The organism is Microbacterium sp. NPDC007973 (assembly GCF_042958465.1).
Classification (GTDB): Bacteria; Actinomycetota; Actinomycetes; order Actinomycetales; family Microbacteriaceae; genus Microbacterium; species Microbacterium galbum.
The window spans coordinates 383,226-406,869 of the sequence record NZ_JBIBJJ010000004.1; the positions used below are offsets into that span (position 1 = coordinate 383,226).

At 71.2% G+C, this 23,644-nt stretch carries 26 protein-coding genes; 13 read left to right on the forward strand and 13 right to left on the reverse strand.

Annotated elements, in window-relative coordinates; genetic code table 11:
- Positions 1-6 precede the first annotated feature (6 nt).
- Positions 7-1,815 carry a glycoside hydrolase family 15 protein gene (locus ACFZA2_RS14590; RefSeq protein WP_391406257.1) on the reverse strand — a complete coding sequence of 603 codons (1,809 nt, stop codon included), beginning with the start codon at positions 1,813-1,815 and terminating at the stop codon, positions 7-9.
- Positions 1,816-1,984: 169 nt separating this feature from the next.
- Between ACFZA2_RS14590 and ACFZA2_RS14595 the strand changes: the two genes are divergently transcribed.
- Positions 1,985-2,545: a Dps family protein gene (locus ACFZA2_RS14595; RefSeq protein WP_391406261.1), complete on the forward strand. Its 561-nt coding sequence runs from the start codon at positions 1,985-1,987 to the stop codon at positions 2,543-2,545.
- A gap of 102 nt (positions 2,546-2,647) precedes the next feature.
- On the opposite strand, the gene ACFZA2_RS14600 is transcribed toward ACFZA2_RS14595, so the two are convergent.
- From ACFZA2_RS14600 to ACFZA2_RS14610, 3 genes are all read right to left on the reverse strand, one after another.
- Entirely contained in the window at positions 2,648-3,064 is a 417-nt protein-coding gene (locus ACFZA2_RS14600; protein ID WP_391406264.1) for a hypothetical protein, read from the reverse strand.
- Positions 3,065-3,201: 137 nt separating this feature from the next.
- Complete coding sequence (locus ACFZA2_RS14605) at positions 3,202-5,733, reverse strand: DEAD/DEAH box helicase (protein WP_391406267.1); 2,532 nt, start codon at positions 5,731-5,733, stop codon at positions 3,202-3,204.
- Positions 5,734-5,926: 193 nt separating this feature from the next.
- A complete protein-coding gene (locus ACFZA2_RS14610) occupies positions 5,927-6,709 on the reverse strand; it encodes a hypothetical protein (RefSeq protein ID WP_391406270.1) in 783 nt (260 codons plus the stop codon).
- Between the two features lie 90 nt (positions 6,710-6,799).
- Between ACFZA2_RS14610 and ACFZA2_RS14615 the strand changes: the two genes are divergently transcribed.
- Both ACFZA2_RS14615 and ACFZA2_RS14620 read left to right on the forward strand, forming a co-directional pair.
- Positions 6,800-7,834 carry an LLM class flavin-dependent oxidoreductase gene (locus ACFZA2_RS14615; RefSeq protein ID WP_391406273.1) on the forward strand — a complete coding sequence of 345 codons (1,035 nt, stop codon included), beginning with the start codon at positions 6,800-6,802 and terminating at the stop codon, positions 7,832-7,834.
- Between the two features lie 80 nt (positions 7,835-7,914).
- Entirely contained in the window at positions 7,915-8,403 is a 489-nt protein-coding gene (locus ACFZA2_RS14620) for a GNAT family N-acetyltransferase (protein ID WP_391406276.1), read from the forward strand.
- On the opposite strand, the gene ACFZA2_RS14625 is transcribed toward ACFZA2_RS14620, so the two are convergent.
- Positions 8,387-8,755, reverse strand: a complete 369-nt coding sequence (locus ACFZA2_RS14625) for a hypothetical protein (protein ID WP_315994959.1) — start codon at positions 8,753-8,755, stop codon at positions 8,387-8,389. The two genes, ACFZA2_RS14620 and ACFZA2_RS14625, sit on opposite strands and share 17 nt — an antisense overlap.
- A 227-nt stretch (positions 8,756-8,982) precedes the next feature.
- On the opposite strand from ACFZA2_RS14625, the gene ACFZA2_RS14630 reads away from it, so the two are divergent.
- From ACFZA2_RS14630 to ACFZA2_RS14640, 3 genes are all read left to right on the forward strand, one after another.
- Positions 8,983-10,386 (forward strand): glycoside hydrolase family 113, encoded by a 1,404-nt coding sequence (locus ACFZA2_RS14630; protein WP_391406279.1) that lies wholly within the window; start codon positions 8,983-8,985, stop codon positions 10,384-10,386.
- 17 nt (positions 10,387-10,403) lie between these two features.
- Entirely contained in the window at positions 10,404-11,072 is a 669-nt protein-coding gene (locus ACFZA2_RS14635) for a DUF4440 domain-containing protein (protein ID WP_391406283.1), read from the forward strand.
- Positions 11,073-11,172: 100 nt separating this feature from the next.
- Positions 11,173-12,129 (forward strand): reductase, encoded by a 957-nt coding sequence (locus ACFZA2_RS14640; protein ID WP_391406286.1) that lies wholly within the window; start codon positions 11,173-11,175, stop codon positions 12,127-12,129.
- Positions 12,130-12,139: 10 nt separating this feature from the next.
- Here ACFZA2_RS14640 and ACFZA2_RS14645 read toward each other — a convergent pair whose 3' ends face one another.
- Positions 12,140-12,703, reverse strand: a complete 564-nt coding sequence (locus tag ACFZA2_RS14645) for a ribonuclease H (RefSeq protein ID WP_136586766.1) — start codon at positions 12,701-12,703, stop codon at positions 12,140-12,142.
- A gap of 189 nt (positions 12,704-12,892) precedes the next feature.
- Between ACFZA2_RS14645 and ACFZA2_RS14650 the strand changes: the two genes are divergently transcribed.
- Complete coding sequence (locus ACFZA2_RS14650; RefSeq protein ID WP_391406290.1) at positions 12,893-13,417, forward strand: hypothetical protein; 525 nt, start codon at positions 12,893-12,895, stop codon at positions 13,415-13,417.
- Positions 13,418-13,433: 16 nt separating this feature from the next.
- On the opposite strand, the gene gnd is transcribed toward ACFZA2_RS14650, so the two are convergent.
- The 4 genes from gnd to ACFZA2_RS14670 all read right to left on the reverse strand — a co-directional run bounded on the left by gnd (position 13,434) and on the right by ACFZA2_RS14670 (position 16,908).
- Complete coding sequence (gene gnd, locus ACFZA2_RS14655) at positions 13,434-14,495, reverse strand: phosphogluconate dehydrogenase (NAD(+)-dependent, decarboxylating) (RefSeq protein ID WP_391406293.1); 1,062 nt, start codon at positions 14,493-14,495, stop codon at positions 13,434-13,436.
- 80 nt (positions 14,496-14,575) lie between these two features.
- Positions 14,576-15,076, reverse strand: a complete 501-nt coding sequence (locus ACFZA2_RS14660) for a bifunctional nuclease family protein (RefSeq protein ID WP_391406296.1) — start codon at positions 15,074-15,076, stop codon at positions 14,576-14,578.
- 51 nt (positions 15,077-15,127) lie between these two features.
- The gene (locus ACFZA2_RS14665) at positions 15,128-15,748 is read right to left on the reverse strand and encodes a response regulator (protein WP_391406299.1); all 621 of its coding nucleotides are present in this window, start codon (positions 15,746-15,748) and stop codon (positions 15,128-15,130) included.
- Entirely contained in the window at positions 15,745-16,908 is a 1,164-nt protein-coding gene (locus ACFZA2_RS14670; RefSeq protein ID WP_391406302.1) for a sensor histidine kinase, read from the reverse strand. Before ACFZA2_RS14670 ends, ACFZA2_RS14665 begins: the two co-directional genes overlap by 4 nt.
- Before the next feature lie 146 nt (positions 16,909-17,054).
- Between ACFZA2_RS14670 and ACFZA2_RS14675 the strand changes: the two genes are divergently transcribed.
- Both ACFZA2_RS14675 and ACFZA2_RS14680 read left to right on the forward strand, forming a co-directional pair.
- Positions 17,055-18,116, forward strand: a complete 1,062-nt coding sequence (locus ACFZA2_RS14675; RefSeq protein WP_391406305.1) for an FtsX-like permease family protein — start codon at positions 17,055-17,057, stop codon at positions 18,114-18,116.
- Positions 18,113-18,805 (forward strand): ABC transporter ATP-binding protein, encoded by a 693-nt coding sequence (locus ACFZA2_RS14680; protein WP_391406308.1) that lies wholly within the window; start codon positions 18,113-18,115, stop codon positions 18,803-18,805. Before ACFZA2_RS14675 ends, ACFZA2_RS14680 begins: the two co-directional genes overlap by 4 nt.
- A 9-nt stretch (positions 18,806-18,814) precedes the next feature.
- Here the strand turns inward: ACFZA2_RS14680 and ACFZA2_RS14685 are convergent, their stop codons facing one another.
- The gene (locus ACFZA2_RS14685) at positions 18,815-19,177 is read right to left on the reverse strand and encodes a hypothetical protein (RefSeq protein ID WP_391406311.1); all 363 of its coding nucleotides are present in this window, start codon (positions 19,175-19,177) and stop codon (positions 18,815-18,817) included.
- 230 nt (positions 19,178-19,407) lie between these two features.
- On the opposite strand from ACFZA2_RS14685, the gene ACFZA2_RS14690 reads away from it, so the two are divergent.
- A complete protein-coding gene (locus ACFZA2_RS14690; RefSeq protein WP_210073419.1) occupies positions 19,408-19,689 on the forward strand; it encodes a metal-sensitive transcriptional regulator in 282 nt (93 codons plus the stop codon).
- 10 nt (positions 19,690-19,699) lie between these two features.
- Positions 19,700-20,032: a heavy-metal-associated domain-containing protein gene (locus ACFZA2_RS14695; protein WP_391406315.1), complete on the forward strand. Its 333-nt coding sequence runs from the start codon at positions 19,700-19,702 to the stop codon at positions 20,030-20,032.
- A 36-nt stretch (positions 20,033-20,068) separates the two neighbouring features.
- On the opposite strand, the gene ACFZA2_RS14700 is transcribed toward ACFZA2_RS14695, so the two are convergent.
- Both ACFZA2_RS14700 and ACFZA2_RS14705 read right to left on the reverse strand, forming a co-directional pair.
- The gene (locus tag ACFZA2_RS14700; RefSeq protein WP_391406317.1) at positions 20,069-20,359 is read right to left on the reverse strand and encodes a hypothetical protein; all 291 of its coding nucleotides are present in this window, start codon (positions 20,357-20,359) and stop codon (positions 20,069-20,071) included.
- 100 nt (positions 20,360-20,459) lie between these two features.
- Complete coding sequence (locus tag ACFZA2_RS14705) at positions 20,460-21,011, reverse strand: PadR family transcriptional regulator (RefSeq protein ID WP_391406320.1); 552 nt, start codon at positions 21,009-21,011, stop codon at positions 20,460-20,462.
- 157 nt (positions 21,012-21,168) lie between these two features.
- Here ACFZA2_RS14705 and ACFZA2_RS14710 point away from each other — a divergent pair, with 157 nt between their 5' ends.
- Together ACFZA2_RS14710 and cydB are read left to right on the forward strand one after the other, a co-directional pair.
- Positions 21,169-22,608: a cytochrome ubiquinol oxidase subunit I gene (locus tag ACFZA2_RS14710; RefSeq protein ID WP_391406323.1), complete on the forward strand. Its 1,440-nt coding sequence runs from the start codon at positions 21,169-21,171 to the stop codon at positions 22,606-22,608.
- Positions 22,609-22,617: 9 nt separating this feature from the next.
- The gene (gene cydB, locus ACFZA2_RS14715) at positions 22,618-23,643 is read left to right on the forward strand and encodes a cytochrome d ubiquinol oxidase subunit II (RefSeq protein ID WP_391406326.1); all 1,026 of its coding nucleotides are present in this window, start codon (positions 22,618-22,620) and stop codon (positions 23,641-23,643) included.
- Position 23,644: the final 1 nt, after the last annotated feature.

Consider the following 23,644-nt stretch of genomic DNA (forward strand, 5'->3'; position numbering starts at 1 on the left):
GGAGGGTCAGCGGTTGTTCAGCACGGCGTCGTCCACGAGGTCGCGGATGACGAGGGCGGCGTTGATGAGGGCGAGATGGCTGAGCGCCTGCGGCAGGTTGCCCCAGAACGCCCCGTCGGACTCGGCGATCATCTCGGAGTAGATCCCGACGTCGTTGCCCTGGGCGACGAGGGCGTCCATCGCCTCGAGGGCCTCGTCGTGCCGACCGACGCAGGCCAGGGCGGTGGCTCGCCAGAAGGCGCAGGCGACGAACGTCTGCTCCTCCTGGTCCATGCCGGTGTAGCGATAGACGAGGTGGTTCTCGGTCGTGAGGCGCTCCGTGATGGCATCCAGGGTCTTCGACATGCGCTCGCCCCGGTCGAATCCCGTCGGCGCATGCAGCAGCACGGAGGCGTCGAGGTCTTCGCTGCCGGGCGCGATCGTGTAGGCCTGAAGCTCGTCCGACCAGCAGCGCTCCTCGACCCAGCGGTGGATGCGATCCCGCTCGGCGCGCCAGCGGTCGCCGTTGTCGGGGATGTGCCCGCCGTCCGCCAGCCACTGGGCGTCGTCGAGGGCCTTCCAGCACCCCATCTTCGACGAGGTGTAATGGCGGAGCTCCGGGAGCTCCCACATGCCCGAGTCCTCGCGACGCCAGAGGTCGCACGTGCGATCGGCGACGTCGGCGAGGAGCCGCCCGGTCTGGGTGTCGAGGCGGTTGCCGGCCTCGACGTAGGTGCGGCACAGCGCGATGAGGTCGCCGTACACGCCGAGTTGCAGCTGCCCCTGCGCGGGGTTGCCCGTGACGACCGGCTGATTGCCGTTCCACCCCGGGACCTCGTGCTTCTCGAGCCCGATCTCGGCGTCGCCGTCGAGCGTGTACATCACCTGGACCTCAGGACCGTTCTTGCGGATCGTCCGCAGCAGCCACGAGATCGCCGCGTGCGTCTCCTCGCGCAGACCGAACCCCACCCACGCGTGCGCGGTGTAGGCGAGGTCGCGGACCCATGCGAAGCGGTAGTCCCAGTTCTTGCCGCCGCGGGGGTTCTCGGGCAGCGATGTCGTCGCCGCTGCGGCGATGGCCCCGGTCGGGCTGAACAGCAGGAGCTTGAGCGCGAGGGCACTGCGTTGCACGTCGTCGGCCCACGGACCCTCGTAGGAGAACTCGTCCGACCACATCTGCCAACCGCCGATCGTGCGGTCGATGCCCCGGTCCACGTTCTTCGCGTCCGGGATGCGCAGGGGCTCGCCCTCGGTCGCGGCGATGACGAGCAGGTGCCGCGAGCCCTTCGTGGTCGTGAACCCTCCGTCGATGCTCTCGTTGCGGGCATCCGGGTCTCCATGGACTCCGTGCTCGTGGCCCGTCACCGCGAGCGAGACATGGCCGATGCGCATGACCGAGAAGCCGTCGATGCGTTCGGTCCAGGGGGCCGCGGAGCGCAGCATCGTGCCCGGCTGAACGCACCACGCGAACTCCACCTCGCCCTTCACTCCGTCGACGCGGCGGGCGAGCTCGGCCCACGGCAGGCGTCCGGCGATGCCCGTGACCATCGCGTCGGTGAGGGTGGCCACCCCGGAGGCGGTTGTGAAGGTGGTCTCGAGGACGTTCGTGCGCGGGATGTACCGCCGAGAGACCTCGTATTCCTCCACGGGCGCCAGTTCGATGCAGCCTCCCGCCGACTCGTCGACGAGACGCGCGAAGACCGGGCGCGAGTGGATGTTGGGTAGCGGAAGCCAGTCCACCGAACCGTCGAGGCCGATGAGCGCGACCGTTCGGCCGTCGCCGATCGCGGCGTAGTCGCGAAGGGGCCGAGACGGTGCGGGAGGAGTGGGAGGCACGTCTTCACGGTAGGAATCGCGTGCCGAGGCTCCCCCGGGGTTGTCGTATGGCGTCCGAGCGGCTACGGACGCGGCTCCGGTACCTCTCCTCCGACGCGCTCGCAACCCCCGCCGCCCGCTCGAGCCTGCGGCCTAACGTCGCTACCGACCGTGAGCGAAAGGAACGCGCATGTCCACCACCACGAAGGACGCCCCCACCAAGAACCGTCGCCGCCCCGCGCGCGGAGGCAGCGGTCCGGAGACCACCGACGAGCAGAACGCCGAGAAGGGGTTCCAGGCGTCGGAGCAGCTGACCGACGCCCTCCAGGCCGTGCTGGTCGACCTCATCGAGCTGTCGATCCAGGGCAAGCAGGCCCACTGGAACGTCGTCGGCAAGAACTTCCGCGACACCCACCTGCAGCTCGACGAGATCATCGACGCCGCGCGCGAATTCGGTGACGAGATCGCGGAGCGCATGCGCTCGCTGCACGCCCTGCCCGACGGGCGCAGCGACACGGTCGCCGAGACCACCACTCTCCCCGAGTTCCCGCAGGGCGAGGTCGACACGGCCGAGGTCATCGACCTCATCACCGAGCGCCTGGATGCCGTCGTCGGCACCGTCCGCGACGTGCACGACGACGTCGACGAGGAAGACCCCACGAGCGCCGACATCCTGCACGGCGTGCTCGAGCGTCTCGAGCAGCTGTCATGGATGGTCAGCGCCGAGAACCGCGTCGCCCGCAAGTCCTGAGCGGAACCGATCACGCCGGATGCCGGGGCCTCAGGGCCTCGGCATCCGGCGTTCGTGCGAGGGCCCGGGCGCCGCACCGATGGTCGGCGCGGACGGGAAGCGTCAGCCGCGCGCGATCAGCAGGGGCGGGTGCGGGCCTTCGAGCCGCGCGAGCGAGGCCTTCATCTCCACGATGCTGTCATTCATGCCGGCGATTCTCGCGGTGATGTCGAGAATGTTCGCGTCGATCTTGAGCAGCCGGTCGTCGATCTGCCGTTCGCGGGCGTCGATACGCGCCATCCGCTCGTCGAACCGTGCGTCAGCGCGGTCCATGCGGGCATCCGCCCGCTCCATGCGGGCCTCGAGGCGGTCGAACCGGTGATCGATCTGTTCGAAGCGCTGATCGACCTGTTCGAACCTCCGGTCGACCTGCGCGAAGTTGCGGTCGGTCCGACGCTCGACCCGATCGAGCATCCATTTCACGCCGCCCAGAATCGCCGCAGAGAACGTGAGGAACAACGCGGCGAGGGCGATGAACACCTGTGCGATGTCGAGAGTCACGGCCGATCCTTCCTGTGCGCGGCGTGCGTTCACTGTACGACGCCGCTCACCGGAAATCACATGCGCACGTGCGATCGGTGGAGAACTTCACCCATCGCAGGATCGGGGAGGAGGCGTCAGAGCCGCAGCACCTCGGTGACCCGGACCACCGCGGTGCCTTCCTCCTCGGATGCCGCGAGGTCGACCTCCGCGCGGATGCGCCAGTCGTGGTCGCCCGCGGGGTCGTCGATGGTCTGCTCGACGCGCCACACGCCGTCGGAGGCCGACGACTCGTCGATGTCGACCAGAGCGGACGAGCGTGCCGCTCCGCCCGTGCCGATCGCGTCGTGCTCGTCGAAGTAGCGATCGAGAACGTCGGGCCAGCCGGCATCCGGATCCAGCTCGACGAGCTCCTCGTCCCGCTGCAGAGCAGCGAGTTGCACGCGCCGGAACATCTCGTTGCGCACGAGCACGACGAACGCGCGGCGGTTGGTGAGGATCGACGGCGGCGCCGGAGGCACGACGGGGGCATCCGGATCGTCTGCCGGGTTGATGAGCTGCTCCCACTCGTCGACGAGGCTGGAGTCGACCTGCCGCACCAGTTCGCCGAGCCACGCGATGAGATCGAGCAGGTCGGGCGTCTGCGCGTCGACCGGCACCGTCTGCCGGATCGCGCGATAGGCATCGCTCAGGTACCGCAGCACCAGACCCTCGCTGCGCGCGAGCTGGTACAGCGAGACGTACTCGCCGAAGGAGCAGGCCCGCTCGAACATGTCGCGCACGACCGATTTGGGCGAGAGCTCGAAATCGCGGATCCAGGGCTGGCTCGACGCGAACACCTCGTACGCCTGCGCGAGCAGTTCCTCCAGGGGCTTCGGCCAGGTGATCTCCTCGAGCAGCTCCATCCGCTCGTCGTATTCGATGCCCTCGCGCTTCATCGCGGCGACCGCCTCGCCCCGCGCCCGGAACTGCTGCTGCGACAGGATCGGGCGCGGGTCGTCGAGCGTCGCCTCGATCACGCTGACGACGTCGAGCGCGTAGTGCCCCGTGCCGACCGATGACGCCGGGGGCGCGGCATCCGGTCCCCTGCCGAGCTCGACCTCGGGGTCGAGCATCTCGATCGCGGCGAGCGCGAACGGCGACAGCGGCTGGTTGAGTGCGAAGTTCGGCTGGAGATCGACGGTGAGCCGGATGCCGTCGGCCCCCGCCTCGACCACGCCGGCCTGCACCAGGGTGCGGAAGATCGCGATCGCGCGCCGCGCGAGCTCGTACTGGCGGGCGCGGGGCTCGTGGTTGTCGAACACGAGCGAGCGGACGTTGCCGAACACGTCACCGCCGCGCGCGATGACGTTGATCAACATGGCGGCCGAAAGCGTCATCTGCGGCTGGAGCGGCTCGGGCTCCGCCGCGACGAGACGGTCGTAGCTCTGCTCGGTCCAGTTGACGAAGCCCTGCGGCGCCTTCTTGCGGACGATCTTCTTCTGCTTCTTGAGGTCGTCGCCGGCCTTGAGGATCTGCGCTGCGTTCTCGATTTCGTGATCGGGCGCCATCACCACGACGGTGCCCGCGGTGTCGTAGCCGGCGCGGCCCGCGCGCCCCGCGATCTGGTGGAACTCCCGCGCCGAGAGCTGACGCATGCGCGTGCCGTCGTACTTGGTCAACGCCGTCATGAGCACGGTGCGGATCGGCACGTTGATACCGACCCCGAGCGTGTCGGTACCGCAGATGACGCGCAGCAGCCCCCGCTGCGCGAGCGTCTCGACCAAGCGGCGGTAGCGCGGCAGCATGCCGGCGTGGTGCACGCCGATGCCGGCGCGCACGTACCGCGAGAGCGTCTTGCCGAAGCCGGTGGTGAAACGGAACCCGCCGATCGCCTCGGCGATCTCGTCGCGCTGCTCGCGGCCGATGATGCGGATCGACGACAGCGCCTGCGCGCGCTCCATGGCCGCGGCCTGCGAGAAGTGCACGACGTAGATCGGCGCCTGCTTCGTGTCGAGCAGCTCCTGCACGGTCTCGTGCACGGGCGTGCGGGCGTACTCGAAGTGCAGCGGCACCGGGCGCTCGACGCCGGTGACTCTCGCCGTGGGCCGACCGGTGCGGCGCGAGAGGTCGTCGGCGATGTCCTCGACGTCACCGAGGGTGGCCGACATGAGGATGAACTGCGCGCGGTTCAGCAGCAGCAACGGCACCTGCCACGCCCAGCCGCGGTCGGCCTCGCCGTAGTAGTGGAACTCGTCCATGACGACTTGATCGACATCGGCGGCGGCGCCCTGGCGGAGGGCCAGGTTGGCGAGGATCTCCGCCGTGCAGCACACGATCGGCGCCTCGGCGTTGACCGAGGAGTCGCCGGTGACCATCCCGACGTTCTCGGCGCCGAAGATGTCGACGAGCGCGAAGAATTTCTCGCTCACGAGCGCCTTGATAGGCGCCGTGTAATAGGTGCGGCCGCCTCGGGAGAGGGATGCCGCGTGCGCGGCGACCGCGACCAGGGACTTCCCCGTGCCGGTCGGGGTCGACAGGATGACGTTCGCCCCCGACACGATCTCGATGATCGCTTCGTCCTGCGCCGGGTACAGCGTCAGCCCGCGCGAGGCCGCCCACTCGACGAAGCCGAGGTACACGGCATCCGGATCGCTGCCGGTCGGCACGTGCTCGAGGAGGGGGGTCACTCCCCCACCCTCTCATCCGCCGGGCGGGCGGACCCCTCGACAGGCTCGGGGCCGCCAGGGCGGAGCCCGAACCGAGGCGCCCGGACCCGAACCAGGGCGGCTGCGCCGAACCGAGGCGGCTGAGCCCGCACCCGAGGCGGCTGAGTCCGTCGAAGCCACCGGCCCCACCGCTCGCGCCTGGCGACCCCGTGCCTCACCCCGCGTCGCTGAAGACGCCCACGTTCTCGCCGTCGTACACGAATTGCACGCTCGTGCCGACCGGGAAGCGCTCGATGAAGGCGTCCGGCATGCCGTCGGCGACGACGAACTGCACGGTGGCGGGGAAGATCCCCGCCCCGCATCCGCCGTAGACGAAGTTGCCGCGGAAGCCGGTGGTGCCGTCCTGCCCGACCTCGTCGGTGTCGAGCAGATACAGGCACGAGCTGCGATTCTCGCTCGCATCGACCTGGGCCGTGCCGACGAAGGCGCTCACTCCGTAGAAGTCCGCGAAACCCCGTTCGTCCCCCGTGCGCTGTCCGAAGATGGTGGGGCTCTGCGCGCCCGGATCCTCGACGAGGGTCGCCACCTGCGGCGCTCCCACGGACGCGGCGACCGGCACGAACCCGACCCCCACGGTGGTCGCCGCGCTCGCGAGCGCCGCAACGAACGCGAGGGACAGTGCCCACGCCCATACGGTGCGCTTGGAGCGCAGGAGCGGGGCGCGCTCGCGCGCGACATCCTCCTCGGGCTCGGCTTCCTCGTCACCGTCGACGGGCGCCGCGGCGCCGACCGCCGGGGCCGAGGGAGGCGGGACCGTCGGAGCCGAGGCTGACGGAACCGGTGCCGTCCCGACCGCCGGAGCTGCCCGCTCGGACCGCTCGAGGTCTTCCAGCGCGAGCAGCCGCTCGTACGCGGCCGGGTCGGCGGAGATGTCGGCGCTCGGACCGTACGCCCGCGCGCGCAGTCGCCGCAGCTCCTCCCGCACGCCATCGTCCATTCTCGAAATGCTTCCACACCTCGCGGGCGTCCGGGCCATCTCGCGTTACATGCGTGGGAATAGATCAGGATGCCGTGCGTTGCACCGCGTATGCGCTCCTTCGGCACACTCTCCTTCGGCCACTACGGCCCCCTCGGCGGGGGACACCATCTCTCCGCGGGCGACTCGATGCTCCAGGCGATCGACCTCGCCCAGGGCATGGACGACCTCGGCGTGAACGGCATCTCGTTCCGGGTGCACCACTTCGCCCGTCAGCAGGCGGCGCCCATGCCGCTGCTCGCGGCGATCGCCGCGCGCACCTCCCGCATCGAGGTCGGCACCGGAGTCATCGACATGCGGTACGAGAACCCGCTCATGCTCGCGGAGGAGGCGGCATCCGTCGACCTCATCAGCGGCAACCGCCTGGCCCTCGGCGTGAGCCGCGGGTCACCCGAGACGGTGCAGCGCGGCTACGAGGCGTTCGGGTACACGGGGTCGCAGGACCCGCGTGGCGCCGACATCGCCCGCGATCACTTCGACCTCTTCCTGCGCGCGATCGAGGGCGAGGGTCTCGCCGAGCGCGACCCGATAAGCCCCTTCGGCGGCGGAACGGGTCTGCAGCGCATCGAGCCCCACTCCCCCGGCCTGAAGAAGCGCATCTGGTGGGGCGCCGGCACCACCGCGACCGCGGAGTGGGCGGGGCGCATGGGGGTGAACCTCATGTCGTCGACGCTGCTCACCGAGGCCGACGGCACGCCGTTCGACATCCTGCAGGCCCAGCAGCTCGACGCGTTCCGCGCCGCGTGGCGCGAGGCGGGGCACGCCGGGGAGCCGCGCACCTCGGTCAGCCGCAGCATCTTCCCGATCGTCACCGCCGAAGACGAGATGTACTTCGGAGGGTCCGCGGGCAGCGACCAGATCGGCGTGATCGACGGCATGCGCTCGACGTTCGGCAAGACCTACGCCGCGCCGCCCGAGGTGCTCGTGGAGCAGCTGCAGAACGACGCGGCCGTGATGAGCGCCGACACCCTCATGCTGACCATCCCGAGCCAGATGGGCGTGGAGTTCAACCTCCGCCTCGTCGAGAACTTCGCGACGCACGTCGCGCCCGCCCTCGGCTGGCAGCCGACGCTCGCGACGGTCTGACCACCCCGGATGGACCCGGATGCCGCCCGCTCGGCATCCGGGTCCGTTCGTCGTCTCGGAAGCAGTCGTACGGTGGAGGAATGACCGTCGTGCGGACCGCCGTCTTCCCCCGAGACGCCGCCTCGGTCTCGAGACTGCTCAGCGACTACCTGCGCCGGACGGAGTCGGAGAAGGCCGAACGCGGGCTCGCGACGCCGGGGGCGACGCTGGCCGGTCGCTACGCCCGTGAGATCGAAGACCCCGCGGCGGCCTTCGCGGGGAACCGGGTGCTCATCGCCACGGTCGACGGCGTCGACTGCGGCATCGTCGTCGTAAGCGTCTCGCCCGTCGCCGTGGAGCTCTCGCGATTGTGGACCACTCCGCCGGCACGGGGTCGAGGGGTCGGGTCCGCGCTCCTCGACACGGCCCTCGCGGATGCCGTCACACCCGTGCGCCTCTCGGTCTGGCGCTGGCGGGAGGACGCCGTCCGCCTCTACCGACGCCGGGGCTTCACGGTCGTCGCCTCGTGGGACGACCGCCCCGATCTCATCTGTCTGGAGCGGCCGGCGCCGGTCAGCGCCAGGCCGTGACGCCGCGCGAGCGGGCGACCGTCTGCGAAAGCAGGTATTCGCCCCAGGCCACCGCGTACGCGCCCAGCGCCGCCCACGCCCATCCCGTCGGCAGCACACCGGCGATGCCGAGAAGACCCGCCACGGTGAGAGCACTGACGACGACCAGCACGGGGATGACGGCGCGAGGGGCGGCGAGCGCGCTGTCGGACTTCCAGATCACCAGGACGGCGCCGGCCGTCGCGAGGAGCAGGATGAGCGGCGCCCACCACGACCCCAGGACCGCCATCGCGATCGACGCTCCGACACCCGCGACGGCGAGCGATGCAGTGCGGAGGATGCGGATGCGCCGGGCGCGCTCGTCGGATGACACAGTGACTCCTCAAGTGACGGGTCTCCCAGCGTAACCGGCGTCATCCGGGCGCCGTCCGCCCGGGAGAAGACCCAGAATCGACGCAGATCCCGGCGCTGAGGCGTCGCGCCGCCCGCCGCGCGCCCTAGCCTGGGACGGCGGGCCCCGAGGCCCTCACCGGTCGACGTCGACACCGCGCATCACACGGCATCGCGCATCTCACGGCATCGCATCGGGAAGGGGCCGATATGGACGTTTCACGACGCGGCCTTCTCCTAGGCGGTCTCGGAGTGGTGGCCCTGGGCGCCGCGAGCGCCGCGGCCGCAACGGTCATCACCAACGGCGCTCCGGCAGAGCCCGTCATGTCTGCGTCGAACAGCGCCTCCGGCGCATCCCCCTCTCCGAGCGCGAGCACGCCCGCCGACCTCGACCTCCACGTGTGGGACACCGTCCGCCGCCCGCTGTCGAAAGCCGACGACGCGACGCTGGCGCTCGTCGACGGCGAACTCCCCGCGGGCCTCGCGATCGTCGGTGCGACCCTCGCCGGACGACCGACGACCCAGGGCCCGTACGCCTTCACGATCGAGGTGCGCCGGGACGACGACCGTCGGCGGCGCCGATTCGCCGGCACGGTCGGCGACATCAGGCGCGACCTGAGCATCTCGCTCAGCCTCGACGAGAAGACCCCCCTCTCCGCGACGGCGCGCGAACTCGACCGCATCGCCCTCCTCGGCGCTCACGCGACCCTCGTCGTGCTCTGCTACATCCCGGATGCCACCTCGACGACGTTCACCCGCGTGTCCGACGATCGCATCCGCAAGGTGTTCGCCCTCGCGAAGGATCGCGGCGTCCGCATCACTCTGCTGAAGCCCCACATCGCCACCGAGAAGGACGGCGACGGCTTCTATCGCGCGAACTACGCCCCGGCATCCGTCGACGGCTTCTTCTCCCGGTGGACCGAGCAGATGGTCCATTTCGCGGGCCTCTGCGCCGACAACGGGATCGAGTACCTCTCCCTCGCGTGCGAGCAGCCGGGCCAGACGGACGCGGCGCAGTACGCGAAATGGGTCGATCTCGTGAAGACGGTGCGAACGGCCGAGCCCGGGGTGAAGCTCACCGCCGCCTTCACCACGCTGGAGCTGTATCTGCTGCACACGTACTGGCTGCCGCAGGGCACCCCGCACATGGCCCAGCTGCTCGACGTGTTCGGCATCAACTCGTGGATCCGCCTGACCGACAAGGTCTACACCCCGTCCGCGCCGAACATCACCGTCGACGAGCTCGCCGGCGGCTGGCGCGGAGCCGACGGTCGCACCGACGACCACCTCGGAAAGCTCGAGGACGTGTGCGCGCAGCTGCGCATCCCCTTCCTCATCACCGAGGTCGGCGTGCAGCCGCGGGTCGACGGTCTCGCCCAGCAGGAGGGCAGTACCCCGCCCACGGGCGCCCTGAACCACGACGTGCAAGCGCTGCTCTACCGCTCGGTCCTGAAGGCCCCCCTGCGGTCGTCGTGGTGCACGGGAGTCTCGATCTGGCACATGCGCGCCCCCTTCGCCTTCGGCGACGTGTACCACGACACCCTCTTCCCGGGCGAGAAGGTGCTGAAGGATGCCATCGCGAAGACCCCGTCGCTGGCATCCCCCGCCACCTGAGCCCGTAGCGTGGGCGGATGACGTCTGCCTCGACTCCCCACCGCGGCCGCGAGGTCACGCTGTCGGGCTCGCTCCGCTGTGCCGACGAGACCGAAGCCGCGCGGGTGCGCGCACACCTGCCCGCGCATCTCGCCCTCACCCGGGCCGAACCGGGCTGCGTCTGCTTCGACGTCGACCCCACCGACGACCCCCTCGTGTGGCGCGTCGAGGAGCGTTTCGTCGACGAGGCCGCGTTCGACGCCCATCAGCGCCGCGTCGCGGCGAGCGCGTGGGGCGCCGCGACCGTCGGCATCGAGCGCCGGTATGAGATCCGCGGACGAGACCGGGATGCCGCAGCCCTGGTCGCCGCGGCGTGGGCGGCCGAGGAGCGACTGCTGGACCCGCGGGTGCGCCAGGACCCCGCTCAGGTCGAGCCGCTGCTGGACGACGACTTCGTGGAGATCGGGCAATCGGGGCGCCGCTTCACGCGGGAGGCCGTCGTCGCCGCCCTGCGGTCCGAGTCCAGCACGTCGACGGCCGGGATCGCCGAGCGGTCGAGCCGCGTCATCGCCCCCGACACGGTGCTCCTGGACTACCTGCTCACGGTCGAGGAGCGCGTCAGTCGCCGTTCGTCGGTGTGGCAGGGCTCGCCCCCGCGCCTGACGTTCCACCAGGGGACACCCGCACCGTCGGAGGGCGCGACCTGAGCCGACTCAGCCGCCGACGGCCGTTGCGTCCCACGAGGGGTTGCGTCCGCCGAGCGCGAACCCGCTCGCCGCGCGGTCCGGCGGCTGATTGGCTGGCCGTATGCGACGCATCCTCATCCTCGGCGGAACCGCCTGGCTCGGCCGCGCCCTCGCCACGGCGGCGCTGTCCACCGGCGCCGATGTGACCTGTCTCGCCCGGGGAGAGTCGGGAGCCGTCCCCGCCGGAGCACGGCTGGTGCGCGCCGACCGGAACGACTCCGACGCCTACGCCGACCTCGACGGCGAGTGGGACGACGTCGTCGAGCTCTCGTGGGACCCGGGCTTCGTGGCATCCGGTCTCGACGCCCTCGCCCACCGGGCGGCGCACTGGACGCTCGTGTCGAGCGTGTCGGTGTACGCCGACTCTGGCGCGCCGTTCGCCGACGAGTCCGCGGATCTCGTCGAGCCCGTCGACCTCGAGCAGTCCGCGGATGCCAAGGTGCACGCCGAGCGACTGACCACCGCGCGCGTGGGCGAGCGGGCGCTGCGGGCTCGCGCCGGGCTCATCGTGGGGCCGGGCGACCCGACCGATCGCTTCGGCTACTGGCCCGCCCGTTTCGCGCGGGGAGGCCGGGTGGTCCTGCCCGAGCCGAGCGGCCGGCACGCGCAGGGCATCGACGTCGACGATCTCGCCGAATGGATCGTGCGCGCGGGGTCGGCCGAGGTGACCGGTCCGGTCAACGCCGTCGGTGAGGAGTTCCCGCTCGCCGCGGTCTTCGCCGCCGCCCGTGAGGCCGCCGGTGCGAGCGTCGAGACCGTCCCGCTCGACGACGAGACCCTCCTGTCCCGCGGTGTGCAGTACTGGACGGGCCCGCGGTCGCTCCCGCTCTGGTTGCCCGCCGAGGCGCGGGGCTTCTCCCGTCGCAGCGATGCCGCGTTCCTGTCATCCGGTGGTCGGCGCCGCCCTCTGGCCGAGACGATGCGACGCGTCCTCGACGACGAACGGGCGCGCGGGATCGATCGGCCCCGACGCGCCGGACTCACCCCGGCGGAGGAGGCCGAGGTGCGGGCCGGCTGACCGGGCGGTCTCAGCGGCCGTTGCGGTCCGCCGCGGAACGGGGCGGCGCCTTCTGCACCTCGAGGCGATCGAGACCGCGCAGCGAGGTCCAGATGAGTTCCTCGCCCTTCGCCGCATGCTGCGAGGCGCGCACCGCGCGTTCGTCGGCCCACGAGTTCAGCACGTGGCCCGAGTGTCCTCGCACGTGCTCGAGCACGACGTCGGGGAGCCCCGCCTCGCGTCGCGCATCACGGGCGGCGATGAGCGCCTCGAGGATCCCGCGGTTGGCCACCGGCTTCTTGGCGCTCGTCACCCACCCGCGACGGCGGTGGCCGTCCATCCACGACGAGTACGTGTCGATCGCGTACTTCGAGTCGGCCTGCACGACGAGCTCGCGCACGTCGGCGTGGTCGGTGATCGCGTGCAGGAGCCCGAGCAGCTCTCCGATGTTATTCGTCCCCGAGGGGATCGAGCCCGCGGCCCAGTGGCCGTCTTCGCCGACCCAGGCCCAGCCCGCGGGGCCGGGGTTGCCCTTGCAGGCACCGTCGGTGGCGACGACGTAACGGTCGGAGGGGGTGGATGCCGAACTGCTCATCCCCCTAGTCTCCCCCGCCCGCCCGGGGCGATCCGACGCGGGGCCCCGGGCGGGCGAGCACGCGGGTGAACCTTCGACGCTTCCCCGCGGGAGGGACGGTGAGCGCGCGCGGAGACCGACCCCGCGGATGCGAGTCTGGCGCGATCCGTCATCGCGTCGCCCGCGTCCCGCCCCTCGAGAAAGCTCGCCATGTCGTCCACGTCTCGCGCCCGCCTCCACCCCGCCGCTCTCACCGCCCTCATCGTCGGCGGGGTCGTCATCCTCGGGGCTCTCGGATTCCTCGCCTGGGTGCTCACCTCGACGCAGCCCACCCCGAATCAGCAGGCCACCCAGAAGCTCGTGCAGTGGCAGGAGATCTTCGAGAAGTACCGCAGCGCTCACGGCACGCTCCCCGACATGCCCGCGGGCGGCTACTGCCTGGGCACGGGTTTCCCGCTCGGATCGGGGGGAACGGCCAATTGCCGCGACTATGACGCGGCGACGTACTACACCGAGGAGGCCGGTGCTCCGCTGCGCGAGGCGCTCGCCTCGGTGGGCGAGCTCCCGCAGGGCGTCTCGGCCGCCGTCCGCGGCACCGTGGGCCCGTACGCGCTCTACGACGACGCCGGAGTCAGACTGCTCACCGCCGAGGACGGCGCATGCGAAGCCCCCGCCGTCGAGGTGTGGAACGACGGCGGGGGCCTCTTCATCTGTCAGATCCTGCTGACGCGCTGAACGCGCGCGCGGGTGGTCAGCTCCGGCCGCTCTCGGCCTTCTTCTGACCGGCCTCCAGCACGTCGCCGGCGGGCAGCTCCTGGTGACCGCCGAACTGCAGACGCATCGCCGACAGCACCTGGTTGGCGAAGTGGTCCTCGCCCCGCGAGGCGAAGCGCTCGAACAGCGAGGCGGCCAGCACCGGCACGGGCACCCCGGTGTCCACGGCGGCCTTGACGGTCCAGCGCCCCTCGCCCGAGTCCGAGACGCGACCGGCGAGTCCGTCGAGCGTGGGGTTCTGCGCGAGAGCCGCCGCGGTCAGGTCGAGCAGCCACGACGAGATGACCGATCCCCGGCGCCACAGCTCCGTCACCCGCGCCGTGTCGATGTCGAACTGGTAGAACTCGGGCTCCTCGAGCGGGGCGACCTCGGCCGAGTGCTCGCCCTGGTGCAGGCCCGCGTCGGCGTTGTTCAAGACGTTGAGCCCCTCGGCGAGCGCGGCCATGATGCCGTACTCGATGCCGTTGTGCACCATCTTCACGAAGTGCCCGGCCCCCGAGGGACCGCAGTGCAGGTACCCGCGCTCCTCGGTCGTGTAGTCGCCCGTGCGTCCGGGCGTGCGCTCGACCTCTCCCGGTCCCGGCGCGATCGTGCGCAGCACGGGCTCGAGGTGCGCGACGGCTTCGTCGTGACCGCCGACCATGAGGCAGTAACCGCGCTCGAGGCCGAAGACCCCGCCACTGGTTCCCACGTCGACGTAGTGGATGCCGCTGTCATCGAGCTTCTTCGCGCGACGCACGTCGTCACGGTAGTTCGAATTGCCGCCGTCGATGATGATGTCGCCCGGCTCAAGCACCTCGGCGACCTGGTCGACCACCGACCCGGTGAGTCCGGCGGGGATCATGAGCCACACGGCGCGGGGCTTCTGCAGCTTCGAGGCGAGGTCGGCGACGCTCGTCGCCCCGGTCGCCCCCTCCGCGACGAGGGAGGCCACGGCATCCTGATTCACGTCGAAGACGACGCAGTCGTGACCGTCCCTCATGAGTCGGCGCACGATGTTGGCGCCCATCCGTCCGAGTCCGACCATGGCGAGTTGCATTCGTACCCCGTTCGTCGTGGATGAGGCCGCGGCGCGCAGCCCCTCCGCGAGTCTAGGAGCGTCGCGGGGCCGGTGGACCGTCAGCCCTGGAAGTCCTCGGGGTCGACGTCGTCGAGGAACCGGCGGAACTCCTCCACCCGCTCCTCCTCGGGCGACGGGTCGAGCTCGACCCCGTCGTCGGGCACTCCCGCCTCGGCGAAGACGCTGTCGGCGACCCAGATCGGCGCATCGACACGCGCTCCCAGGGCGATCGCGTCGGAGGGGCGGGCGTCGAAGGAGCGCTGTCCCCGCGGGGTGTCGACCACGAGACGGGCGTAGAACGTGCCGTCCTCGAGATGGGTGATCTCGACCCGGTCGACGGTCGCCGACAGCTCCCCCAGCATCGCCGTCATGAGGTCGTGCGCGAGCGGGCGGGGCGAGGCGGTGCCCTCGATCGCGACGAGGATCGACATCGCCTCCTGCGGACCGATCCACACCGGGAGCACGCGCTCCCCGTCGACCTCGGCGTCGAGCGGCGAGAGCAGGAGGACGTGCTGCTGGGCCGGGTCGAGGGCCACGCCGACCACTCGCACCCGGATCATGACGCCCATCGTACGTCGTCGCCTGCGCCGTCCGCCTCGGCGTCCGAACCGTCAGCGCAGGATGCCGAGGGCCCGGGCCGCGGAGACGGCGCCGGTGCGCGAGGTGACGCCGAGCTTCGAGAAGACGTGTGCGAGGTGCGACTTCACCGTTGCGTCGGTGATGTGCAGGAGCGCCGCAACGTCGGCGTTCGACGCGCCGCGGGCGACGAGACGCAGCACCTCGATCTCGCGCGCCGACAGGGTGACGCGGGGCTCGCGCAACCGCGCGAGCAGCCGACCCGCGATCGCCGGTGCGAGCGCGCTCTGCCCCGCCGCGGCCGCGCGGACACCGGCCAGCAACTCGTGGGGAGGCGCATCCTTCAGCAGGTACCCGCTGGCCCCCGCCTCGACGGCACCGAGGATGTCGCCGTCGGTGTCGTAGTTCGTGAGCACGAGCACGTAGGGCGGGGCGGCGAGCGCGCGGACGCGCCTGGTCGCCTCGGCACCGGCGGCACGGTCGCCGAACTGCAGGTCCATCAGCACGAGCTCCGGCGCGAGACGCTCGGACAGGGCGACCGCCTCGTCGGGGGTCGCGGCCTCGCCCGCCACCTCGATGTCGGCCTCCGCATCGAGCAAAGCGCGCACCCCCGCGCGGACGACGGGGTGATCGTCGGCGATGACGACGCGGATCACGACGCACCCGCCGGGAGCGTCACCATGATGGCGGTGCCCCGCCCCGGTGCGCTGTCGACCTCGAGGGCGCCGTCGAGCTGGCCGACCCGCTCCCGCATGGCCCGCAACCCGAACGAATCGGTCTCGGCCGCGGCCGCCTCCGCCCGCTCGGGATCGAACCCGACGCCGTCGTCGGCGATCCGCAGCCGTACCGCGTCGTCGAGCCGGGTGAGACGGATGCCGACGCGCGCCGCGCCGGCGTGCTGGGCGACGTTGGCGAGGGCTCCCTGGGCGATGCGCAGCAGCGCCGTCTGCGCGTCCATCGGCAGCGACGCGTCGTCGTCCACCTCGACGTCGATCGCGACCCTCTGGCGTGCTCCCCAGTCGCGCGCGAGGCGCTCGAGTGCGGGGCCGAGACCGCTGTCGAGGCGGGGCGGGGACAGTTCTCGGATGAAGCGCCGGGTCTCGGCGAGTCCGTCGGCGGCGGTCTCCCGGGCCAGACGCACGTGCGCGAGGCCCGGGCTCGTGGCATCCGCCCGCTCCGCCGCGTGCAACAGCATCTGGATGCTCGAGAGCCCCTGCGCGACGGTGTCGTGGATCTCGCGCGCGAGCCGCGCCCGCTCGGCGAGGATGCCCTGCTCGCGCTCGGCGGCCGCGAGACGGTCGCGCGTGGCCAGCAACTCGGCCATGAGCGCCTCGCGCTCGGCGGCCCGCTGGTCGAGCGCGGCGTAGCCGAGGCCGATGAGCAGTGCGACGCCCGCGCCGACGAGGGGGCCCACGACGCCGCCCACCGTCAGGCCCCCGTGCACCGCGAAGGCGGCGATCGTGAGCGCTGTCGTCGCGAGCACGGCGAGGGGCCCTGCGGCCCCGGGCAGCACGTGCAGGTAGAGGAAGAACAGCGGGAAGACGAGGTAGGCGGCCTCCGGCACCAGCCAGACCAGCGCCGCCCAGACGAGGGTCAGCACCGCGACCCACACCACGGCCGCCGCCCGGCGGCGCGCGCGGGCGACCGCCAGCCCGCCGAGGTAGACCCCGCCGAGCAGCCCCGCCAGCACGAGAGCCGTGACGGAGCCGTCGGTCACCAGCACGCGCACCACGACGAGCGCGAGGAGGGCCCCGAACAGGACGTGGAGCCCGACGCGCAGGCCCGCGAAGACGGGAGCGAGGGTGCGGTGCGGCATGACGATCTCCAGGCTACGGATGCCGGGCCCGCGGCGGATCATCCGAAAGGTGGAGAGCAGGAACGCCCCTTGCGCCGATGACCGCGGCGGGCCGGGTGAGGACGCTGGAGGGGTGCCGGTGAGATCCGCCGGCGGAAGGAGGCGACGTGTACGTCGCATGGCGCGATCTGCGGTTCGCCCGCGGGCGATTCGCCCTCATCGGGGCGGTCGTCGCCCTCATCACCCTGCTCGTGGGTTTCCTCGCGGGCCTGACCGGCGGCCTCGCCGCCCAGAACGTCTCGGCCGTGCTGGCCCTCCCCGGCGACCGGCTCGTGCTGCAGCCGGCCGGAGACGCGGCGGCGACCTTCGGAGAGTCGGCGATCGTCGACGCCACCGTCGCCGCGTGGCGCGACGCTGCGGGCGTCACCGGCGTCGTGCCGATCGGCATCCTGCAGTCCCGCGCCGAGGGCCCCTCCGCGTCGGGGGCCGTGGCCCTCTTCGGTCTCGACTCCCCCGCCTTCGCGCTCAACGCCCCGTCCGACACCGACGCTGCGCTGTCCGCGGGCGCGGCGAAGACCCTGGGCGCGTCCGTGGGGAGCGAGGTGACGATCGCCGGTGAGGGCTTCCGCGTCGCCTCCGTCGGCGATGACCTCTCCTACAGCCACACCCCCGTCGTCGCCCTCACCCCGGTGGCGTGGAAGACGCTCGCCCAGCGCCTGGGCGGGACGGGCGCGGCGACCGTGCTCGCCGTTTCCGGCGACCCCGCGTGGGACGCGGTGGCCACCGACACCGGGACCACGGCATCCACTCCCCTGGCGAGCCTGTCGGCGCTGCCGACGTTCCGCTCCGAGATCGGATCGCTCGGGCTCATGATCGCGATGCTGTTCGGCGTCTCGGCGCTGGTCGTCGGCGCGTTCTTCACCGTGTGGACCATGCAACGAGCCGGGGACGTCGCCGTGCTCAAGGCCCTCGGCGCCAGCACCCCCGCCCTCGTGCGCGACGCCCTGGGCCAGGCCCTCGTCGTGCTCATCGTCGGAGTAGGGGTCGGCATCGCCCTGACGGCCGCCCTCGGCGCGCTCGCCGGCGGCGCCCTGCCGTTCGTCCTGAGCCCCCTCACCACCCTCGCCCCGGCGCTCGTCATGATCGCCCTGGGCCTGCTGGGAGCCGCGGTGTCACTGCGCACCGTCACGAAGTCCGACCCTCTCACCGCCCTGGGGAGCACCCGATGATCCTTCTCGACGACGTCACCCTCACCTACCCCGACGGCGACGCCCGCGTCACCGCCGTCGACCGCGTCACGCTCGAGGGTCGCCCCGGCCTCGTCACGGGCATCACCGGACCGTCGGGGTCGGGCAAATCGAGCCTGCTGGCTCTGGCGGCCACCCTCGTCCGTCCCGACTCCGGTCGCGTCGTCGTCGACGGAGTGGATGCCACTCCGCTCGGCGCCGCGAGTCGCACCGCGCTCCGGCGGGAGCGGATCGGCATCGTGTTCCAGCAGCCGCAGCTTCTGCCCGCCCTCACCGCGCGCGAGCAGCTACGCGTGATGGCCGAGCTGGGGGGTCGGGACCGTCGAGAGCGGCGCGCCGCCGTGCGCGGTCGCGTCGACGAGCTGCTGGATGCCGTGGGCCTCGGCGACCACGCCGATCGCCGCCCCGCTCAGCTGTCGGGTGGGCAGCGTCAGCGCGTGGCGATCGCCCGCGCCCTCGTGCACAAGCCCCGCGTGCTGCTGGTGGACGAGCCGACGAGCGCGCTCGACAGCGCCCGCGGCGCGGAGATCATGGCGCTGATCTCACGGCTCACGCACGACCGCGGTACCGCCACCCTCCTCGTGACGCACGACCTCGTACACGCGGGTGCCCTGGATGAGACGGTCGAGGTCGTCGACGGCCGAGCGGGTCTGGCCGCGGCACGAGGGTGAGCGCGGGGGTCACCAGCCGAACGCGTTGAACCATTCGCGCCGCCGATCCGCCTCTGCGCGCGACTCGTCACCGCGCCACGAGTCGTGCGGTCCGAGTGTCCCGTCGTCGGTCAGAGCCACGAAGCCCCAGCAGACCGGGCACACCGCGCGGCCGTCGGGGAACCCGTCGTCGAGCGTCGCCGCCGGTTCGGCCGGTGAGCCCGCACCGGGGCACTCGGGCGGATCGGCCTGCAGATCGCTCCAGAGCAGTCGGCCGCCGGTGCGGTGGTGAAGGCCCCGGTGCCCGTCCTCACGGGTGCAGATCTCGCCGTTTCGTCGGCTGAGGCACAGCCTCCGGGCGGCGCCCGGAAGCGCTGCCAGTGTTCGCGTCATCCTTCGATTCTCGCCGCTGCGAGCGCAGCGGGGGCAGGTGCGGGATGCGCACGGGGCGGTGGGGTCCGGTGGGGAAGGGTTCGGTGGTCATCGCCGACCACCACCGGTCTGACGGGAAAGCATGTCGACCTCCTGATGCTTCGACTGTCCGCCACGAGGAGCCGTGCACCGAGGGGGTTGACACCGCACGAGACGGTGCTAGGCATACCCCACGGGGGTATCATCGAGGCATGCACGGATACGAGGGCCACAAGGACGACCTCCTCAAGCGCCTGCGTCGGGCGGAGGGGCAGGTGCGCGGCATCGCACGCATGGTCGACGACGACCAGTACTGCATCGACATCCTCACGCAGGTGTCGGCCGTCACGAAGGCCCTCGAGAACGTCGCCCTCTCGCTCCTCGACGACCACCTCTCGCACTGCGTCGCCGAGGCGGCCGCGCAGGGCGGGCCGGTCGCCGACGAGAAGCTGAAAGAAGCCAACCAGGCCATCGCGCGCCTGGTCCGTTCCTGAGGAGACCACCATGTCGGAACAGCGAATCGACCTCGGCCTCACGGCCGCCACTCCCGCCGGTGGAGGCTGCGGCGACGGGTGCGGCTGCGGGCACGACGCCGGGGCATCCATCGCCCCCGCCGCCGCCACCGGCGACGACGTCCTCTCCGTCGAGGGCATGACGTGCGCGCACTGCGTGCGCGCGGTGACCGAGGAACTCTCGGCTCTCGACGGCGTCGAGGTGCTCTCGGTGGACCTCCGCGTCGGCGACGCGTCGCTCGTGCGCATCGCGCGTGCGGACGGGATCAGCGACGACGACATCGCCGGCGCGATCGACGAAGCGGGCTACACGCTCGCGCGCTGACCGCGCGGGCCGGGGCTCGTCCCGCCGAGGACGGCGTCAGAAGACGCGACGCACGAGCGCGTCGACGGCCGCGTGGAACGTCAGGTGCTGCGAGACCTCGACCGCACGGTCGTACCGTGCGCCGCCGAGAGCGACGAAGACAGCCCCCACGACTTCCACGTAACCGACGATGTAGCCGTCGCGGGCGACCTCGTACAGGTCCAGGTCGATCCGGGTCCATGGGATCTCGGTGAATGCCGGCGGGATGACGACGGCGTCGGCATTCGCGGCGGAGCGCGCGGCGACCTTCGTCGCACCCGGGCGGCTGAGCGGTGCTTCCATGACCATGTGAGAACTCCTTGGGTCGTCCGGGGTGTCCTCAGCGTGCACGCATTCCCGATGAGCGGTGCCTCCCTTGACGAAACGCCCCGTCGGGGGTACGCGTGACTTACACCGTAGAGCGCGCGGGCCGCCCGCGCCGCGGCCGCTCGTCCGACAGGGCGAAGGGCTCGGCGAGGGCGGTGAGCCGCTCGACTTCGTCGAGCCATCGCAGGTCGGCCTCGAGTTTCGCGCGCCGGGCAGCACGCACGATCGCCGCGGGCACGGCATCCGCATCGTCGACCTCGTCATCGAGCACCCCCAGGGCGCTGCGCACCGCTGAACGTTGCGCCGACAGCACGGCGTCGACGTCGGCACCCGGGAGCGTCACGGCGAGGGCGATCTTCAGTGCGACGTCGTCGCGGCCCTCCGCGAGCGACGCGGTCGTCAGCCAGGTGCGGGCTTCGATCCGGCCGGCGGCGGTGGGTCGCCACAGCACCCGCGCCTCGTCATCGACACCCGCCCCCTCGACGAGCCCGTCGCGCTCGAGTCGCTCGAGGGTCGTGTACACCTGGCCGACGTTCACGCTCGCCCCGGTGCGTCTCTCGTACTCGGCGCGCAACTGGGAGCCGTAGCAGACGCCGCGATCGAGGATCGCGAGCAGGCTCTGACGCACCGACATGCGGCCTCCGGACCGGTTCGCAGGAAAAAGACTTTCCCGGTAAGTCTCAGCGTAGACCGACGAGGTGGTTCGACGCCGAATCATCGCCGGGCGGCGCGGGAGGGCCCGGCGTAGCATGTGGTCTGACCACATAATCCGGTTTGATCGGAGGCTCCCGATGGAGTGGCTCGACCCCCTGGCTCTCGCCCGCTGGCAGTTCGGGTTGACGACCCTGTACCACTTCCTCTTCGTGCCTCTGACGCTGGGGATGTCGCTGATCGTGGCGGTCTTCCAGACCGTCTGGTACCGCACCGGTGACGTGCGATGGCTGCACCTCACCCGCTTCTTCGGGAAGATCTTCCTCATCAACTTCGCCATGGGCGTGGTGACCGGCATCGTGCAGGAATTCCAGTTCGGCATGAACTGGTCGGCCTACTCCCGCTTCGTCGGCGACGTCTTCGGCGCCCCGCTCGCATTCGAGGGCCTCCTCGCCTTCTTCCTCGAGGCGACGTTCATCGGCCTGTGGATCTTCGGGTGGGACAAGCTCCCCCGTCTCGCCCACCTCGCGAGCATCTGGATGGCATCCATCGGCGCGACGCTGTCGGCGTACTTCATCATCGCGGCGAACGCGTTCATGCAGAATCCCGTCGGGTACCAGATGTCGGCCGAGGGTCACCGCGCCGAGCTCGTCGACTTCTGGGCGCTGCTGACCAACCCCGTCGCCCTCGCCGCCTTCCCGCACACGATCTTCGCCGGCTGGATGTTCGCCGCCATGGTCGTGGTCGCGGTGTCGGCCTGGCACATGGCCCGCGGCCGCAACACCGACATGATGCGCAAGACCCTGCGGTTCGGCCTGTGGGCGACCGTGGTGTCGTTCGTGCTCGTCGCGATCGTCGGCGACCAGCTGAGCCTGGTCATGGTCGCGACCCAGCCGATGAAGATGGCCGCCGCCGAGGCGACGTTCAACACGGTCTGCGGACAGGACGCGTCGTTCTCGATCTTCACCCTCGGCACCCCCGACGGGACGAGCGAACTGTTCTCGATCCGCGTTCCGTTCCTGCTCAGCATCCTGTCGACGCACTCGCTCGACGGCTGCGTCGAGGGGATCAACGACCTGAACACGCTGTACAGCCAGGAGATGTTCCCGCAGTTCGCCGACCAGGTCGACGGCAACTTCGCCCCCGTGCTGTGGGTCACGTACTGGGCCTTCCGCTGGATGATCGCGCTCGGCGGCATCGCGGCCCTCGTCAGCGTCGTCGGCCTGTGGGTCACGCGCAAGAACGCGAAGCGCCCCGTCGCCGGGTGGATGTGGCGGATCGCGATCTGGACGGCTCCGCTGCCGATGCTCGCGAGCCTGGTGGGCTGGGTGTTCACCGAGATGGGCCGCCAGCCGTGGATCGTCTTCGGTCTCATGCTCACGCAGGACGGCGTCTCGCCGAGCGTCCCGGGATGGAGCGTGCTCGTCTCGCTCGTCGCCTTCACGCTGGTCTACCTGAGCCTTGCGATCGTCGAGTTCGGTCTCATCGTGAAGTTCGCGCAGAAGGGTCCCGAGCCCCTGCCCGATCCGGATGCCGTGCACGACGACTCCATCGAGAACACCCCCACCACGGTCTACTAGGAGAAGGAAATGGATCTCGCACACTTCTGGTTCTGGATCGTCGCCTTCCTCTTCGTCGGCTACTTCGTGCTCGACGGGTTCGATTTCGGCGTCGGCATGTCGATCCCCTTCCTCGGCAAGGACGACATCGCCCGCCGCCAGATCATCAACACCATCGGGCCCGTGTGGGACCTCAACGAGACGTGGGTGATCGTCGCCGGCGCGGCGCTGTTCGCCTCGTTCCCGGAGTGGTACGCCACGCTCTTCAGCGGGTTCTACCTCCCGCTGCTGGTGATCCTGCTCGCGCTCATCGCGCGCGGGGTGTCGTTCGAGTACCGCCATCAGCGCGACTCGCTGCGGTGGAAGCGCTCGTTCGACCGCATGATCGTGGCAGGCTCCGCCCTCCCCGCGTTCCTGTGGGGCGTCGCGTTCGCGAACATCGTGCAGGGCGTGCCGCTGGATGCCGACCACGAATACGCCGGCACCGTGCTGACGCTGCTGAACCCCTACGGCATCCTGGGCGGGCTCACGACCCTGCTGCTGTTCTTCACGCACGGCGTGTACTTCGTCGCGCTCAAGACCGACGGGCAGGTGCGCGCCGACGCCCGGCGTCTGGCGGGTCGGGCCGGTCTGGTCACAATCGCCCTCGCGGCCGTCTTCCTGGGGTGGACCATCGCCCGTTCCACGCAGGCGCCCCTGTTCCTCGGCGTCGTGGCGCTGTCGGGTGTCGCCGCGCTCGCCCTCATCGGCTCGTGGGTCGCCAACTCCCGCGACCGCGAGGGAACCGCGTTCGCCCTCGGCGCCGTGACGATCGTGTCGGCCGTGGCCGCGCTGTTCTTCGCGCTGTTCCCCAACGTGATGCCCTCGACCCTCGACGGGGGCGCGAGCCTCACGATCGACAACGCCTCGAGCACCGACTACACGCTCACCATCATGAGCTGGGCGGCGCTCATCTTCCTGCCGCTGATCCTGGCCTACCAGGGCTGGACGTACTGGGTGTTCCGCAAGCGCGTCACCCGCGCCCGGATCGAGAAGGCCGCGCTCGTCGCGCACTGAC

Coding starts and splice junctions, on each gene's coding strand:
- ACFZA2_RS14705 (WP_391406320.1), bottom strand. CDS start 21,011: ATGTCGGTGCGTCAGAGCCTGCTCGCGATCCTCGATCGCGGCGTCTGC.
- ACFZA2_RS14615 (WP_391406273.1), top strand. CDS start 6,800: ATGCGCTCCTTCGGCACACTCTCCTTCGGCCACTACGGCCCCCTCGGC.
- cydB (WP_391406326.1), top strand. CDS start 22,618: ATGGATCTCGCACACTTCTGGTTCTGGATCGTCGCCTTCCTCTTCGTC.
- ACFZA2_RS14640 (WP_391406286.1), top strand. CDS start 11,173: ATGCGACGCATCCTCATCCTCGGCGGAACCGCCTGGCTCGGCCGCGCC.
- ACFZA2_RS14690 (WP_210073419.1), top strand. CDS start 19,408: ATGCACGGATACGAGGGCCACAAGGACGACCTCCTCAAGCGCCTGCGT.
- ACFZA2_RS14645 (WP_136586766.1), bottom strand. CDS start 12,703: ATGAGCAGTTCGGCATCCACCCCCTCCGACCGTTACGTCGTCGCCACC.
- ACFZA2_RS14635 (WP_391406283.1), top strand. CDS start 10,404: ATGACGTCTGCCTCGACTCCCCACCGCGGCCGCGAGGTCACGCTGTCG.
- ACFZA2_RS14610 (WP_391406270.1), bottom strand. CDS start 6,709: ATGGACGATGGCGTGCGGGAGGAGCTGCGGCGACTGCGCGCGCGGGCG.
- ACFZA2_RS14695 (WP_391406315.1), top strand. CDS start 19,700: ATGTCGGAACAGCGAATCGACCTCGGCCTCACGGCCGCCACTCCCGCC.
- ACFZA2_RS14710 (WP_391406323.1), top strand. CDS start 21,169: ATGGAGTGGCTCGACCCCCTGGCTCTCGCCCGCTGGCAGTTCGGGTTG.
- ACFZA2_RS14595 (WP_391406261.1), top strand. CDS start 1,985: ATGTCCACCACCACGAAGGACGCCCCCACCAAGAACCGTCGCCGCCCC.
- ACFZA2_RS14650 (WP_391406290.1), top strand. CDS start 12,893: ATGTCGTCCACGTCTCGCGCCCGCCTCCACCCCGCCGCTCTCACCGCC.
- gnd (WP_391406293.1), bottom strand. CDS start 14,495: ATGCAACTCGCCATGGTCGGACTCGGACGGATGGGCGCCAACATCGTG.
- ACFZA2_RS14685 (WP_391406311.1), bottom strand. CDS start 19,177: ATGACGCGAACACTGGCAGCGCTTCCGGGCGCCGCCCGGAGGCTGTGC.
- ACFZA2_RS14700 (WP_391406317.1), bottom strand. CDS start 20,359: ATGGTCATGGAAGCACCGCTCAGCCGCCCGGGTGCGACGAAGGTCGCC.
- ACFZA2_RS14660 (WP_391406296.1), bottom strand. CDS start 15,076: ATGATCCGGGTGCGAGTGGTCGGCGTGGCCCTCGACCCGGCCCAGCAG.
- ACFZA2_RS14670 (WP_391406302.1), bottom strand. CDS start 16,908: ATGCCGCACCGCACCCTCGCTCCCGTCTTCGCGGGCCTGCGCGTCGGG.
- ACFZA2_RS14630 (WP_391406279.1), top strand. CDS start 8,983: ATGGACGTTTCACGACGCGGCCTTCTCCTAGGCGGTCTCGGAGTGGTG.
- ACFZA2_RS14620 (WP_391406276.1), top strand. CDS start 7,915: ATGACCGTCGTGCGGACCGCCGTCTTCCCCCGAGACGCCGCCTCGGTC.
- ACFZA2_RS14680 (WP_391406308.1), top strand. CDS start 18,113: ATGATCCTTCTCGACGACGTCACCCTCACCTACCCCGACGGCGACGCC.